Source organism: Lactococcus petauri (genome assembly GCF_023499275.1).
GTDB classification, from domain to species: Bacteria; Bacillota; Bacilli; order Lactobacillales; family Streptococcaceae; genus Lactococcus; species Lactococcus petauri.
Window position 1 is genome coordinate 1,683,203 of sequence record NZ_CP094882.1, and the last position, 14,963, is coordinate 1,698,165.

Annotated in this window: 10 protein-coding genes; 7 read left to right on the forward strand and 3 right to left on the reverse strand. The window is 41.3% G+C overall.

What is annotated here, in order from left to right:
• Window positions 1-100 precede the first annotated feature (100 nt).
• Window positions 101-1,954, forward strand: coding sequence for a collagen binding domain-containing protein (locus lgb_RS08180; RefSeq protein ID WP_242810711.1), 1,854 nt, complete (start codon window positions 101-103; stop codon window positions 1,952-1,954).
• Between the two features lie 114 nt (window positions 1,955-2,068).
• Here lgb_RS08180 and lgb_RS08185 read toward each other — a convergent pair whose 3' ends face one another.
• On the reverse strand, window positions 2,069-2,734 hold the full coding sequence (locus lgb_RS08185) for an MIP/aquaporin family protein (protein ID WP_019293817.1): 666 nt from the start codon (window positions 2,732-2,734) through the stop codon (window positions 2,069-2,071).
• Between the two features lie 251 nt (window positions 2,735-2,985).
• Entirely contained in the window at window positions 2,986-8,070 is a 5,085-nt protein-coding gene (locus lgb_RS08190) for an Ig-like domain-containing protein (RefSeq protein ID WP_249663204.1), read from the reverse strand.
• Between the two features lie 315 nt (window positions 8,071-8,385).
• Between lgb_RS08190 and lgb_RS08195 the strand changes: the two genes are divergently transcribed.
• Window positions 8,386-8,565 (forward strand): 2-hydroxymuconate tautomerase, encoded by a 180-nt coding sequence (locus lgb_RS08195; RefSeq protein WP_014025285.1) that lies wholly within the window; start codon window positions 8,386-8,388, stop codon window positions 8,563-8,565.
• A gap of 49 nt (window positions 8,566-8,614) precedes the next feature.
• Here the strand turns inward: lgb_RS08195 and lgb_RS08200 are convergent, their stop codons facing one another.
• On the reverse strand, window positions 8,615-9,904 hold the full coding sequence (locus lgb_RS08200) for an L-cysteine desulfidase family protein (RefSeq protein ID WP_019292963.1): 1,290 nt from the start codon (window positions 9,902-9,904) through the stop codon (window positions 8,615-8,617).
• Window positions 9,905-10,043: 139 nt separating this feature from the next.
• Here lgb_RS08200 and lgb_RS08205 point away from each other — a divergent pair, with 139 nt between their 5' ends.
• The 5 genes from lgb_RS08205 to yidC all read left to right on the forward strand — a co-directional run bounded on the left by lgb_RS08205 (window position 10,044) and on the right by yidC (window position 14,904).
• The gene (locus lgb_RS08205) at window positions 10,044-10,742 is read left to right on the forward strand and encodes a phosphopantothenate--cysteine ligase (RefSeq protein ID WP_019292962.1); all 699 of its coding nucleotides are present in this window, start codon (window positions 10,044-10,046) and stop codon (window positions 10,740-10,742) included.
• Complete coding sequence (gene coaC, locus lgb_RS08210; protein ID WP_019292961.1) at window positions 10,735-11,286, forward strand: phosphopantothenoylcysteine decarboxylase; 552 nt, start codon at window positions 10,735-10,737, stop codon at window positions 11,284-11,286. The genes lgb_RS08205 and coaC overlap by 8 nt, the downstream gene beginning before the upstream one ends.
• A gap of 4 nt (window positions 11,287-11,290) precedes the next feature.
• On the forward strand, window positions 11,291-11,872 hold the full coding sequence (locus lgb_RS08215; RefSeq protein WP_003134176.1) for an ECF transporter S component: 582 nt from the start codon (window positions 11,291-11,293) through the stop codon (window positions 11,870-11,872).
• 158 nt (window positions 11,873-12,030) lie between these two features.
• On the forward strand, window positions 12,031-13,743 hold the full coding sequence (locus tag lgb_RS08220; RefSeq protein WP_242810714.1) for a phospho-sugar mutase: 1,713 nt from the start codon (window positions 12,031-12,033) through the stop codon (window positions 13,741-13,743).
• A 207-nt stretch (window positions 13,744-13,950) separates the two neighbouring features.
• The gene (gene yidC, locus lgb_RS08225) at window positions 13,951-14,904 is read left to right on the forward strand and encodes a membrane protein insertase YidC (protein ID WP_003134180.1); all 954 of its coding nucleotides are present in this window, start codon (window positions 13,951-13,953) and stop codon (window positions 14,902-14,904) included.
• The last annotated feature ends 59 nt before the right edge of the window (window positions 14,905-14,963 follow it).

A 14,963-nucleotide genomic window follows, 5' to 3' on the forward strand; every position in this document is an offset into this window, starting at 1 on the left:
ATACAGTTGTTTTCATAAAATAAATTTGTTAGAATTTTCAACAGACTGAAAAAGTCAATTTTTAAAATAGAAAGAAAACAAAAAGGAAAAATACTCTTATATGAAACGAACAATACAAATATTGCTCATTTTTTTTACCGCTTTTTTAGGTTTGATGCTCCATTCAGAACATGCATCTGCTGCAGAACTAAGCAACACCAACTTTGTCGATAGTCTCAAATTTTCAAATACTAAACTGACACAAGGTCAGACGACTTCTGTCAGAGTTGAGTTCAGCAGCAAGGATAACCTCAAGGTAAAAGCTGGTGACACGATTACTTTCACACTTCCTACCGAGTTACAAGGAATGACAGAAAACGACGGTTCTCCTCGTAAAATTTCTTTAGGTGAATTGGGTGAAGCACTCATATATAAAGACCGTGTCATTGCCACCTTTAATGAAAAAGTTAATCAGCTTGAACATGTCAAAGGCTATTTTAATTTTGGATTACAGGCAACAAGAACTAAAAATCCTAACGATACAAGTATCAAAACAAATTTAAGCACCACTGCAACAGCCCAAGAAATTACAATTCATGGTGACCCAGGAAATACAGGGCAAATAGGAACTCGTCCTTTCTTTTGGAAGAGCGGTGACATGCTAGGCGAAAAAGGAAAAGTACGCTGGTTTGTTAATGCTAATATGACAAAGGAAGAACTCTCAAGTGATATTGTATTAACTGACACGCATGGACTTGGGCAAAAACTTGATGCACAATCATTTCGCGTTAGTATTGAAAATTATTTAGGAAACTTCCAGATAACCGGCGATGAGTTTGTAGCTAAAGGATACGGTAGCATAGAGATTCTTCCCGATGATTCATTTAGCATTACAATTAAACGCGAATATGCGCGCCTAGCCTCTTTTAGCTTCATGTATAACACAATCATCACTGATAATACTATCAAATCCTTTACTAACACGTGTAATGTGAATTACCAACCCTATGGTCAAGAAACGATTCAAGATCAAGGAACTTCCGATGTTGTAAACCTTTTTGCAGATGGTGATGCCAATGGTGAACAAGGAATCAAGGAAACGACTGAAGAAACACTTGAAAACAACTTTGAAGAGCTTGAAGAAATACCTGCTGTTGAAGCAGAAAATGCAAACTCTTCTATAACAGAAAATGAGGCCAATCAAACAGCGGAAAAAAATCAAGTCGATGTACATGTTGCGCCTAGTCAAGAAGTTGTAGAAGACGAATCAGAGCAACTCCAAGAAATACCTGCTGTTGAAACAGAGAACGCAAGCTCTTCTGTAACAGAAAATGAGGTCAATCAAACAGCGGAAAAAAATCAAGTCGATGTACATGTTGCGCCTAATCAGGAAGTTGTGCAAGACGAATCAGAGCAACTCGAAGAAATACCTGCTGTTGAAACAGAAAATGCAAACTCTTCTATAACAGAAAATGAGGCCAATCAAACAGCGGAAAAAAATCAAGTCGATGTACATGTTGCGCCTAATCAGGAAGTTGTGCAAGACGAATCAGAGCAACTCGAAGAAATACCTGCTGTTGAAACAGAAAATGCAAACTCTTCTATAACAGAAAATGAGGCCAATCAAACAGCAGAAAAGCATCAAGTCGATGTACATGTTGCGCCTAGTCAAGAAGTCATTGTTGATGAATCCAAAAAAGTGGAAGACGTTCAACAGCCACAGTTTGAAAAAGCAAACCCCGTGATAACAGAGAAAAAGAAAAGCACGAAGACAGACGTACAGACAACGAGAACAAGTAAGTCAAATAGCCCTGCAATGCCCGCTGGAAATCATCTAGAAAAAGGGAAAAAACAATCTGGTAATACTTTACCAAAAACAGGTGATGACAATGGACTTACCTCTGTCCTTTCTGGATTCGTTCTACTCATTCTCTCATTTGTAGCTTTTTCGATACGTCGAAATAGACAAGCATAAAATAAAAATGCTCTCGTAAAGCGAGGCATTTTTCCTTTTTTACTCACAATTTCTAAATTCAAAAGATAAATTTTCATCAAAAAAGAGCAGACTTACTAATCTACTCTATTATAACTAATCTTCGCTACCCATAAATTTAGCAGCTACTGCAGCAATTGCCGCACCTACCAATGGTGCCAATAAGTACACCCAATAGTGTGACAATGCCGAACCGCCTGCAAAGACAGCAGGTCCAAAACTACGTGCGGGATTCAATGATCCACCGGTTAAATTCAAAGCTACAATAATCAAGAATGCTAAAGCTAAACCAATAGCAATTGGGGCTAAGCCGGCATTCCCATATTTTTCACTGGTAACCATCAAAATAACAAATACAAATAAGAAGGTAATAATAGCTTCGAATAAGAAAGCTTCTCCAGCTGTAATATTGGGAAAGTCTGTTTGTCCAAAACCATCTTTAGGAAGGTTCAAAGCTTTAATGAAAATTGACAATACTGCAGAAGCAGCAAGTGCACCTACAAATTGTGAAATTACATAAGCAACACCATCTTTGATTGCCAAACGTTTATTAATCACCATAGCAAGGGAAACAGCTGGATTAAAATGTCCACCTGAAACACCTCCTACCGCGCACGCCATAATCGTTACGGCTAAACCAAACGCTAAACCAATGCCTAAGTAACCAATAGCGGTTTCTCCAGTATTAGCAATAGCTACAGTACCTGTACCTAAAAATACAAGAACAAATGTTCCGATAAATTCTGCAAAATATTTTCTCATAAATAAGTTCCTTTCTCAACCACTATTATAACACTCTCTAATATCGTTCAGATAATTTAATGCTTACATAATAAGAAAATTTCTTTCTTTTTATTCATATTATTAGAATTTGTCTATCTACATTTAATTTTTTATCCACGGTAAAATAAGTTGTTTTTATCAAGAATATAAAAAAACAAACCCCAGATCTTCACCCAGGGTTTTGGAAAGAAAGAAGAAATAAATCGCTTCAGTTCCAACTATGATATATCTTAGTTAACATCTTTTCTTCTTCTTAAATTTGTAAGTAAAAGGCTTAGAAAAGCTAAAAGGCTAAAACCAATTACTGTTGGCAGGGTGTTGTCACTTTCCCCTGTTGCAGGAAGGGTTACACCCTTGGCATAATAAGCTGGCAAGCCATTTGAATATTGACCTCCACTTCCACCAAATGTCACTGGTACAACGGTATTAGATGGGATTTGAAAATGGCTTGGCGCACTCTCATTACCTGCTGCATCTGTTGCTGTAATATTAAGAACATCCCCTGGTTTCACACTACCAGCTGGTAATGTAATGTGGAAGTGCCCAGAATCATCTGTTTTACCACTGCCAACCACATTACCATTGCCATCCGTAATCGTAACCGTAGAACCTGGTTCTGCAGTTCCACCTACATCATAGCCTCCGTCAGGATTCTTAGTGACGTCCGTAACCTTAGGTGAATCTGGCGCTGTAGTATCCTTTGGATCTGCTGGTGTTTTACCGGCTGTTGGTGCACTTACATTGCCGGACGCATCGGTTGCGGTCGCTGTGATATCAGCGTTTGGACCAACAGAGCCCGGTAAAGTTACGCTGTAGTTGCCAGAGCTATCTGCTACGGCGCTGCCAATAACAGTACCTGCCGCATTTTTAATCTTCACAGTAGAGCCAGATTCGGCTTTACCTGTCACGACATAACCCTTTGTAGAATCTCCTGTGACTCCAGTAATTGTCGGTGCATCCGGTGCGGTACTATCTGTAGGTTCCTTAGGATCTGCTGGCGTTTTACCTGCGGTTGGGGCACTCACATTGCCGGCCACATCTGTCGCAGTCGCTGTGATATCAGCGTTTGGTCCAACTGAACCCGGTAGAGTTACGCTGTAGTTGCCAGAACTATCCGCCACAGCACTACCAATGACAGTATCTGACGCATTTTTAATCTTCACAGTGGAACCAGCTTCCGCTTTACCTGTCACGACATAACCTTTCGTGGAATTGCCGGACACATTAGTAATTGTCGGTGCATTTGGTGCTGTGGTATCCTTTGGATCTGCTGGCGTTTTACCGGCTGTTGGTGCACTTACATTACCTGCCGCATCTGTCGCAGTCGCTGTGATATCAGCGTTTGGGCCAACTGAACCCGGTAGAGTTACGCTGTAGTTGCCAGAACCATCCGCCACAACACTACCAATGACAGTATCTGACGCATTTTTAATCTTCACAGTGGAACCAGCTTCCGCTTTACCTGTCACGACATAACCTTTCGTGGAATTGCCGGACACATTAGTAATTGTCGGTGCATTTGGTGCTGTGGTATCCTTTGGATCTGCTGGCGTTTTACCGGCTGTTGGTGCACTTACATTACCTGCCGCATCTGTCGCAGTCGCTGTAATATCGGCATTTGGGCCAACTGAAGCTGGTAAGCTCACGCTGTAGTTGCCAGATCCATCTGCTATGGCAGTGCCAATAACTGCGCCAGTCGAATCTTTGATTTCTACTTTCGAACCCGCTTCAGCCGTACCTGTGACAGTATAACCATCTGTCGAATTGCCTGTGATGCCGGTAATTACTGGTGCATCAGGGGCTGTCGTATCCGCATCGGCTGGCGTTTTGCCGGCTGTTGGTGCACTTACATTACCTGCCGCATCGGTTGCGGTCGCTGTGATATCAGCGTTTGGGCCAATTGAGCCCGGGAGAGTTACGCTGTAATTGCCGGAACCATCCGCTGTGGCAGTGCCAATAACTGCGCCAGTCGAATCTTTGATTTCTACTTTCGAACCCGCTTCAGCCGTACCTGTGACAGTGTAACCGTCTGTAGAGTTACCTGTGATGTCGGTAATTACTGGCGCATCAGGGGCTGTCGTATCCGCATCGGCTGGGGTTTTGCCGGCTGTTGGTGCGCTCACATTACCTGCCGCATCGGTTGCGGTCGCTGTGATGTCAGCGTTTGGGCCAACTGAAGCTGGTAGGGCCACGCTGTAATTGCCGGAACCATCCGCTGTGGCAGTGCCAATGACTGCCCCAGTCGAATCTTTGATTTCTACTTTTGAACTGGCTTCGGCTGTACCAGTCACTGTATAGCCATCTGTAGAGTTACCTGTCACATTAGTGATTGTCGGTGCATCAGGGGCAGTCGTATCCGCATCGGCTGGCGTTTTACCGGCTGTTGGTGCACTTACATTACCTGCCGCATCTGTCGCAGTCGCTGTAATATCGGCATTTGGGCCAACTGAAGCTGGTAAGCTCACGCTGTAGTTGCCAGATCCATCTGCTATGGCAGTGCCAATAACTGCGCCAGTCGAATCTTTGATTTCTACTTTCGAACCCGCTTCAGCCGTACCTGTGACAGTATAACCATCTGTCGAATTGCCTGTGATGCCGGTAATTACTGGTGCATCAGGGGCTGTCGTATCCGCATCGGCTGGCGTTTTGCCGGCTGTTGGTACGCTCACATTGCCGGCCGCATCGGTTGCGGTCGCTGTGATATCAGCGTTTGGGCCAATTGAGCCCGGGAGAGTTACGCTGTAATTGCCGGAACCATCCGCTGTGGCAGTGCCAATAACTGCGCCAGTCGAATCTTTGATTTCTACTTTCGAACCCGCTTCAGCCGTACCTGTGACAGTATAACCATCTGTCGAATTGCCTGTGATGCCGGTAATTACTGGTGCATCAGGGGCTGTCGTATCCGCATCGGCTGGCGTTTTGCCGGCTGTTGGTACGCTCACATTGCCGGCCGCATCGGTTGCGGTCGCTGTGATATTAGCGTTTGGGCCAACTGATGCCGGTAAAGTTACGCTGTAATTGCCGGAACCATCCGCTGTGGCAGTGCCAATAACTGCGCCAGTCGAATCTTTGATTTCTACTTTCGAACCCGCTTCAGCCGTACCTGTGACAGTGTAACCGTCTGTAGAGTTACCTGTGACGCCGGTAATTACTGGCGCATCAGGCGCTGTCGTATCCGCATCGGCTGGCGTTTTGCCGGCTGTTGGTGCACTTACGTTACCGGCCGCATCGGTTGCGGTCGCTGTGATATTAGCGTTTGGGCCAACTGATGCCGGTAAAGTTACGCTGTAATTGCCGGAACCATCCGCTGTGGCTGTGCCAATAACTGTTCCGGTGGAATCTTTGATTTCTACTTTCGAACCCGCTTCAGCCGTACCTGTGACAGTATAACCATCTGTCGAATTGCCTGTGATGCCGGTAATTACTGGTGCATCAGGGGCTGTCGTATCCGCATCGGCTGGCGTTTTGCCGGCTGTTGGTGCACTTACGTTGCCTGCCGCATCGGTTGCGGTCGCTGTAATATCGGCATTTGGGCCAACTGAAGCTGGTAAGCTCACGCTGTAGTTGCCAGATCCATCTGCTGTGGCAGTGCCAATAACTGCGCCAGTCGAATCTTTGATTTCTACTTTCGAACCCGCTTCAGCCGTACCTGTCACAGTATAACCATCTGTCGAATTGCCTGTGATGCCGGTAATTACTGGTGCATCAGGGGCTGTCGTATCCGCATCGGCTGGCGTTTTGCCGGCTGTTGGTGCACTTACGTTGCCTGCCGCATCGGTTGCGGTCGCTGTAATATCGGCATTTGGGCCAACTGAAGCTGGTAAGCTCACGCTGTAGTTGCCAGATCCATCTGCTGTGGCAGTGCCAATAACTGCGCCAGTCGAATCTTTGATTTCTACTTTCGAACCCGCTTCAGCCGTACCTGTCACAGTGTAACCGTCTGTAGAGTTACCTGTGACGCCGGTAATTACTGGTGCATCAGGGGCTGTCGTATCCGCATCGGCTGGCGTTTTGCCGGCTGTTGGTGCACTTACATTGCCGGCCGTATCTGTCGCGGTGGCATTAATATCTGCATTGGCGCCAACTGATCCGGCTGGCAACGTAATACTATAGTTACCTGAACTATCTGCTAATCCGCTTCCAATTTCTTGACCTGTAGCCGGATTAATAATCTTTACTGTAATTCCTGGGTCAGCTGTTCCTTTTACAACATAACCGGCTTGAGAATTTCCGGTAACAGTTGAAATTACAGGTGGTGTTGGTAATACAGCTAATCCATTCCAGTAAATATTTGAAGAGCTATCTGATCCACTGAAAAGACTCACATCCAAAATATCTGATTGGACAATTGTACCAACAAATTTTGAAGTAACAGTTCCTTGTGTCATTGATGTCGTAGGTATATTTATCGTTGTTGGTACATTAACCGTCGTACTTCCTAGCAAAGAAACATCCAACAATTGTTGTGTCAAAACACCTGCATCATTTAAAACAGGAGTTAATACACCATCAATAGCCACGGTCAAAGCAGTTTTTATGGGCGCCAGCGTAGTATTAAGAGTCGCAGCTGTTAAGTGTAATGTACCCAAAGGATCGCTTGCTGTAACAGTAACATTGAGGTCATTAACCGCTAATTTTAAGTCTTGCAAGATATTAATCACATTATTAGCTAAAATTGGACCCAAACCTTTATCCAAATCAACTATAATCATTGAGCCATCAGGGCTTAGAGTTGCTGCTTGTGACCATGCGCCTTGATCAATGGTCATTACATTGGACAATAAATTCAAATCAGCATAGAGTCGCGAGGTATCAAACTTCAGTCCTGCTGTACTCGTCACTGTGTCAACAATACTTGTTAAACCACTCAACGTATTATTTAATGTTCCCACTAGTCCTGTTATTAGTGGAACTTTAGTCAAATCAACCGAGACATTGGTGCTTCCGGTTGCCTGTCCCGGTGTTATCGTTCCCCGTAGTTCTGGTGGAATAACAATGACTGCATATCGCGTACCAGATAAGACATTCGTAGTTACTGCAGAATTCCCTGAAATTGTAAAGTTTACATTTTGTTGTGACCCTTCTGGATAGGGGTTAGCTAGACTTGAAGTCGTGTTGTTTGAAGAGGTGGTATCCCCAAAGATTTCTACTCCTAATACCGCAGCATTGGCAACGATAGGGTTTGGGAATAGCGTATAAGCCCCAGCTACTACGACACCTGCTAGAAGTACATTTCCTGATATACCGGCTGATAATAAATGTTTTTTTATATATTGACTACTTTTTAAATAATTTTTCCATTTTTCATTTTTCACAATATATCCTCCTATTTTAACAATATTTATTCAACAACCATTTTTTTATTCAACTCCTCCTCTATATCTAGTTTTCCTGAAATAAGTGAAAACAAGCTATTTTATTAGTAAAACCACAAACATTAGAATGTTGTGACTTTTTCCAAAATTACATTATATGAATAATTATAAATTATAAAAATTGTTAAATCAAAAAAATGAGCTTGGAAAGTGTACTATTTTTTAATCCTTATGTTGCCCCTATTTAAAAAGGTGCTCATTTGTAGAAAAAATGATAAAATAAAAGCATATTAAACAATCCTAAGGAGGATTACTATGCCATTTGTACATGTTGAATTAGTTGAAGGACGTAGTGCTGAAGCCAAAAAAGCTTTAGCAAAAGAGATCACAGAGTCTGTGATGAAACATACTGGAGCACCTCGTGAAGCTATTTATGTCATCTATGATGAGATGGCAAAAGATAATTTTTACCCCCACGGTGAACCTAAACAATAAAGAAAAAAGCTTAGAGAGTTTTCTCTGAGCTTTTTTCTTTTTCTAGATTTTATTTCTTATGCATCATAATATCTAATATGACAGGATCAGAATTCTGCATTCCGCTAGAAACATAAAGTCCTAAATCATGGATACAGTCATCTACCTCTCCTGAAACAATCCCATTTGTTGCTGGAATAACCACGCCTGCCTGAGCCAGCTGTACTGCACGATACATTGAGGATACAGAGCTCACTACTTTTAGTGCACAAGAAAAACCTGCACCATCACAAATCATTCCTACTGCGTCACCAATCATGTTCTTAATTGCCATCCCAGCTTTTTCTTCATCCTCTGATTCGAGATAAATTAAACCGGCTGCTGCTCCCATTGCTGCCGAATCTGTAGCACAATAAGCAGAAAGTAAAGGTAAAAATGCATGAATATAAAGAGCTGTAAGATGTGAAAGAGTTAATGCCCTAATAAGTTTTTCTTCACTCACACTCCTATTTTGTGCAAAGACACAAACAGGAACTGTGGCTGTAATTCCTTGATTTCCTGAGCCAGAATTTGTCATTGCTGCATGCTGGCAGCCTCCCATACGTGCATCTGAAGCTGCAGCTGTACAAATAACAATTTGCTCTTCAAGACTGAGATCTGAAAGGCTTCTGTGGTTAAGTAATGCTTTTCCAATCCCCATCCCATAATCATTGCTTAAACCTTCTGAAGCCAAATTCATGTTTAATTCTTGTGCTTTTATTAAAGGTAAAATATCTTCCAGATTTTGACTAGTTGCAAAATCCCAGATTTCCGCAAAACTGCATTTTTTTAAAAATTCAACACTACTTGATTCTTCATTAGATTGAAGTTTTTCTTTTTTGAAAATCACTTCTTTATTTTTTTGTATCCAGTAAATGGAAGTGTGCCCCCCTGCAATTTTAACTGTAACTGTTTCACACCCTGAAGCTATGCTAACTTCAACGTACAATTTATCTGCTACAGAAGCAACCTCAGCTTTTACTTGGTTTGACCGAGCAAGGCTAATAATTTCTGGAACTATATCTGGCGAGAGTTCAGAAATTACCTTCAAGCCAGCTTCAGCATTTCCTGCTAGGGCACCTGCAGCTGCAGCTACTTCTACTCCAGCTTCTTTCGTTCCAGGAACAATTACAGCCAAGGCATTTTTCATTACATTAGCGGACACCCGTATATTTATTCGATCGATATGGGGATCTTCTAAATATGTGCGGCATACTGCAGCAGCATAGGCCACAGCCACAGGTTCTGTACAACCTGTAGCGGGCTTAACACCTTCTTCTAAAACTTGTAGAAAACTATTTCTAATTTCTTCTGTCAGCATATTGCTCTCTTTTCTTTTTGACTTTTTCATTTTAAATTATAGTTCATATCCCTAATTATTGCAACCGCTTTCTTGGCTTTGTTACCTAGCGGGGTATACTCTTCTTGCATTGCGAAAAGACTTAGGTTAAAATAAAGCCATGAAGATTTTAATTACAGCAGGTGGTACCACTGAGTCCATTGATACCGTCCGCGGTATCACTAATTTCGCGACAGGTAGTTTAGGAAAATTAACTGCTGAAGAATTTTTGACACACGGACATCAGGTTATTTTGTTAGCTGGACGTTTTGCACAGCTGCCCTCAGAACAAGAAAATTTAACTGTCATCCCAATTGGCGATACACAAGATTTACTAAATAATGTAGAAAGATTTCTTCCAGCAGTCGATGTTGTTGTCCACAGTATGGCAGTTTCTGATTATCGTCCTGTTTATATGACTGGGGTAGATGACTTGCCACAGCCACTTACAAAAGAACAGCTCATTCATTTCCGCCCTGAAGTACAGAAAAAAATATCCTCAAATTCTGATTACCAAATGATGCTCTTGGAAAAAACACCGAAAGTTATTTCATTTATTAAAAAATGGAAACCTGAAGTTCTTCTTTTTGGCTTTAAACTCCTTTCTGGCGTCAGTGAGGAGCACTTGCTGGAGGTTGCCCAAAGCAAACTCAAAGAAACTTCTGCTGATTTTATTATTGCAAATGATCTAGCTAATATCCAAGGAGAAAACCATCTGGCCTTCTTAGTTAGTGGTTCTGCGGATATTACTCAGCTTCAAACTAAACCACAAATTGCTCAAGTAATTGTAAAAAAATCCGAGGAGGCTCATCATGGCTAATATAACTCTTGCTGTTACTGGCAGCATTGCAGCCTACAAAGCTGCAGATATCGTCTCAATGCTCAACAAAAAGAACCATAATGTTACTGTTTTGATGACAAAAGCAGCTACACAATTCATTACACCTTTAACTTTGCAAGTTTTATCTAAAAATAAAGTACACCTTGATATTATGGATGAAGAACATCCCGATGTTGTTAATCATATCGATATCGCAAAACACACTGATATTTTTGTTGTTGCTCCTGCCACAGCGGATACCATAAGTCGCCTTTCTCATGGTGCCGCTTCTGATATTGTAACTTCTGTAGCCCTTGCGCTACATCCAAGCAAAACCAAATATATTGCTCCTGCTATGAATACTAATATGTATGCCAATCCTTTAACGATGAAAAATATTGATATTTTAAAATCAATAGGATACAATGTTATACAACCCAAACAATCTCTCTTAGCTTGTGGAGACTTTGGTGAAGGCGCACTCGCAAATATTGATACCATTGTTGATACGCTGGATCAAGCTACTAAAATTGAGGAAATTTAAAAACATGAAAAAATCAAAAGCATCCGATATTGCCATCCTTGCAATCTTTATTGCTATCATGGTTGTCGTGCAAGTTTTGAGCCAAATCGTCTATAGTGTGTGGCCATTGCCTATTGTGCCTACACTCTTGCATATTCCTGTAATCATCGGTTCCATTGTCTTAGGTGCACGGAAAGGTGCTTTCTTAGGGCTTGTAATGGGAATTATCAGCGTTATTAATTCCACAATCCTTACTACACCTTTGAGTTATGTGTTTAGCCCACTTCAACCCATTCCTGGTACAAATCATGGTTCCCTCTGGGCTTTAGTGGTTGCTATTGTCCCTCGAATCCTCATTGGTGTATTTCCTTATTTTATCTATAAAGCCATGAAAACACGTACAGGTGCAGGTATTGCTGCTTTTGTAGGTACAGCTACAAATACAGTACTTGTCTTAAGTTTCATTACTTTATTTTTTGGTCAGTACACAGGGATGACTTTCGCAGGGCTTATTCAGCTGATTATTACAAGTAATTCCATTGCTGAAGTTGTTATTGCCGTCATTTTAACAGCAGCGATTGTTCCTTCTTTAGAAAAATCAAGATAAATTACAAAGCAGGCTTCACATGGTCTGTTTTTTTATTTTTTGGAAAATAGAAATGAAAAATGATATAATACATCTGAAACCGAATTCATTTTTGATTAGGATTTAAAATAAACAATAACTAATTGAAGCCTTGAAAACAAAGGCTTTGGAGGATAACAATGTCATACAATGAAATTTACGAACAATGGTTAAATGCTGACTTAACGTCTGACTTGCATAAAGAATTGCTTGCAATGGACGAAAAAACAAAGGAAGATGCATTCTATACATATCTTGAGTTCGGTACAGCTGGTCAACGTGGTCTTTTAGGTGCTGGAACAAACCGTATGAATATTTACACAGTGCGCTTAACAACTGAAGGACTTGCACGTCTGATGGACAGCAAAGGTGATGCGAAAAAACGAGGTGTAGCTATTGCTTATGATAGTCGTCACTTTTCTAAAGAATTCGCTATGGAAACAGCAACGATCCTAGCAGACCATGGGATTCCAAGCTATGTCTATGACAGTCTTCGTCCCACTCCAGCCTTGAGCTTTACAATTCGTGAATTGAATACTCTCACAGGTGTTATGATTACAGCCAGCCACAATCCTGCTCCTTATAACGGCTACAAGGTTTACGGCGAAGACGGTGGTCAAATGCCACCTGAAGATGCTGCAGCCTTGACCGAATATATTCGACAAATTGACGACATTTTCTCTATCACTTTAGGTGATACGGAAAAATATATTGCGGATGGTATGATCAAAATTATCGGTGAAGATATTGATGCAAAATATCTTAAAAATATCGAAACTGTTACAATCAATCATGATTTAATTAACGAATACGGTCGTGATCTTAACATCGTTTACACACCTCTCCACGGGACTGGTGAAATGCTGGGACGTCGAGCTCTTGCCACAGCTGGTTTTGAAAAAATCGCTGTTGTAGAAGAGCAAGCTATCCCCGATCCCGACTTTTCAACTGTAAAGTCACCTAACCCAGAAAGTCAAGCAGCTTTTGCTATGTCTGAAGAACTTGGCCGTAAAGTTGAAGCTGACATGTTGGTTGCTACTGACCCAGATGCCGACCGTATCGGTGTCGAAGTCCGCTTACCAGATGGAAGCTACCAACCTTTGACAGGTAACCAAATCGGCGCCGTCTTAGCTAAATATATCCTCGAAGCACATAAAACAGCTGGCACATTACCGGCTAATGCGGCTATGGCTAAATCTATCGTCTCTACTGAGTTAGTCAGTCATATTGCTGAAAGCTATAACGTGGAAATGTTTAATGTACTCACAGGGTTCAAATTCATTGGCGAAAAAATTCATGCTTGGGAAACTACAGGTGAACACACTTACATGTTTGGTTTTGAAGAAAGCTTTGGCTATCTCATCAAGCCTTTTGTCCGTGATAAAGATGCTATCCAAGCAATGCTCCTTATCTGTGAAGTTGCGGCTTACTACCGTTCTTTAGGTAAAACACTCTATGATGGTATTCAAGATATCTATGCTGAATATGGTTTCTTTGTTGAAAAGACACTTTCAGTTACGCTTGAAGGTAGTACTGGGAAAGAACAAATCGCTGAAATCATGGGTAAATTCCGTGACAATGCACCAGAAAAATTTGACGGTCTTGAAATTCTTTTGACTGAAGACTTCAAAGAACTTACTGCAACATCACACAGTGGCAAAGTTGAAAAATTAACAACTCCTCCTTCTGATGTTTTAAAATATCATTTAGAAGATGGTAGCTGGATTGCTGTTCGCCCTTCTGGTACAGAGCCTAAGATAAAATTCTATATGGCTGCTGTAGCAGATACAGAAGCACAAGCACAAAGTAAAATTGATCATTTTGAAAAAGAAATCACAACATTTATCGGATAAATTGTCCTAAAAGCTGTCTGTCACAGACAGCTTTTTTATTTATCACCAACATAATAAAAAACTCAATCTTTTTTAATCTTCAAGCAAGAAAAATAAGCTGCTGCAAACCTTTAAAATAGGTTATTTCAGACTATAGACCTATTGAAAAATAAAGCAATTTCCTGTAAAATGGTAACAGACCGTTTATTTATAGAAAGCGAATTTATTTTGAAAAATTTGAACAAAAAATTGTCCCTCTTGGGTGTAGCAAGTGCTGGTTTGCTCTTGCTCTCTGGCTGTGTCCAAACCCATATTGTTGATGGTGTGCGTGTCCCTACCGAAGCTGCAACACATGGTATGACTTACCAAATTCTTGTTAAACCAATGTCAGCCTTTGTCGATGTGTTTGCGAATAACATGAACCTTGGTTATGGTTGGGGTATCGTCTTAGTCACTCTGATTATCCGTTTCCTTATCCTTCCATTGGGACTCAACCAAGCCTATAAGTCCACTTATATGCAAGAAAAAACAGCTTACTTGGCTCCAGTGTTTGAACCACTTAATGCAAGATTGAAAGCTGCAACGACACCTGAAGAACGTATGGCTGCCCAACAAGCTTTGATGAAAGCACAAAAAGATAATGGTATCAATATGTTATCTTCATTGGGTTGTCTCCCCCTACTTATCCAATGGCCTTTCTTCATTGCCCTCTATAATGCTGCAGCCTATACTCCTGGTATTTCAACAGCAACTTTCTTTGGAATTGACCTCGGACGTTCAAGTATTGTAATCACTCTGATTGCGGGTGTTTTCTACTTCCTGCAAACTTGGATTTCAACCAAGAGTATGACACCTGAACAAAAGAAAACAGGTATGACTATGCTCATTATGAGTCCTGTGATGATTATTGTTTTCAGTTTTATGTCCCCTGCAGGTGTAGCTCTTTATTGGGCTGTTGGTGGTATCGTGATGGTTATCCAACAAATTATCATTACTTACGTTATGAAACCACGCATGCGTAAAAAAATTGACGAAGAATTTAAAAATAATCCTCCAAAAATGGCTGATCTTCCAAAAGATGTCACTCCTAAATCTGCAACACAACAAGGATTGAAAGATTTGGATGCACCACGTAAGAAGAATAATAACGGACGTAATGCTGGTAAGCAAAAGCGTAAATAATACACTCTAAAGAAGCAAGTTTATGTTGCTTCTTTTATTCTAGCCAAAAAAACCTCCAG

Coding starts and splice junctions, on each gene's coding strand:
- lgb_RS08180 (WP_242810711.1), top strand. CDS start 101: ATGAAACGAACAATACAAATATTGCTCATTTTTTTTACCGCTTTTTTA.
- lgb_RS08185 (WP_019293817.1), bottom strand. CDS start 2,734: ATGAGAAAATATTTTGCAGAATTTATCGGAACATTTGTTCTTGTATTT.
- lgb_RS08195 (WP_014025285.1), top strand. CDS start 8,386: ATGCCATTTGTACATGTTGAATTAGTTGAAGGACGTAGTGCTGAAGCC.
- lgb_RS08200 (WP_019292963.1), bottom strand. CDS start 9,904: ATGCTGACAGAAGAAATTAGAAATAGTTTTCTACAAGTTTTAGAAGAA.
- lgb_RS08205 (WP_019292962.1), top strand. CDS start 10,044: ATGAAGATTTTAATTACAGCAGGTGGTACCACTGAGTCCATTGATACC.
- coaC (WP_019292961.1), top strand. CDS start 10,735: ATGGCTAATATAACTCTTGCTGTTACTGGCAGCATTGCAGCCTACAAA.
- lgb_RS08215 (WP_003134176.1), top strand. CDS start 11,291: ATGAAAAAATCAAAAGCATCCGATATTGCCATCCTTGCAATCTTTATT.
- lgb_RS08220 (WP_242810714.1), top strand. CDS start 12,031: ATGTCATACAATGAAATTTACGAACAATGGTTAAATGCTGACTTAACG.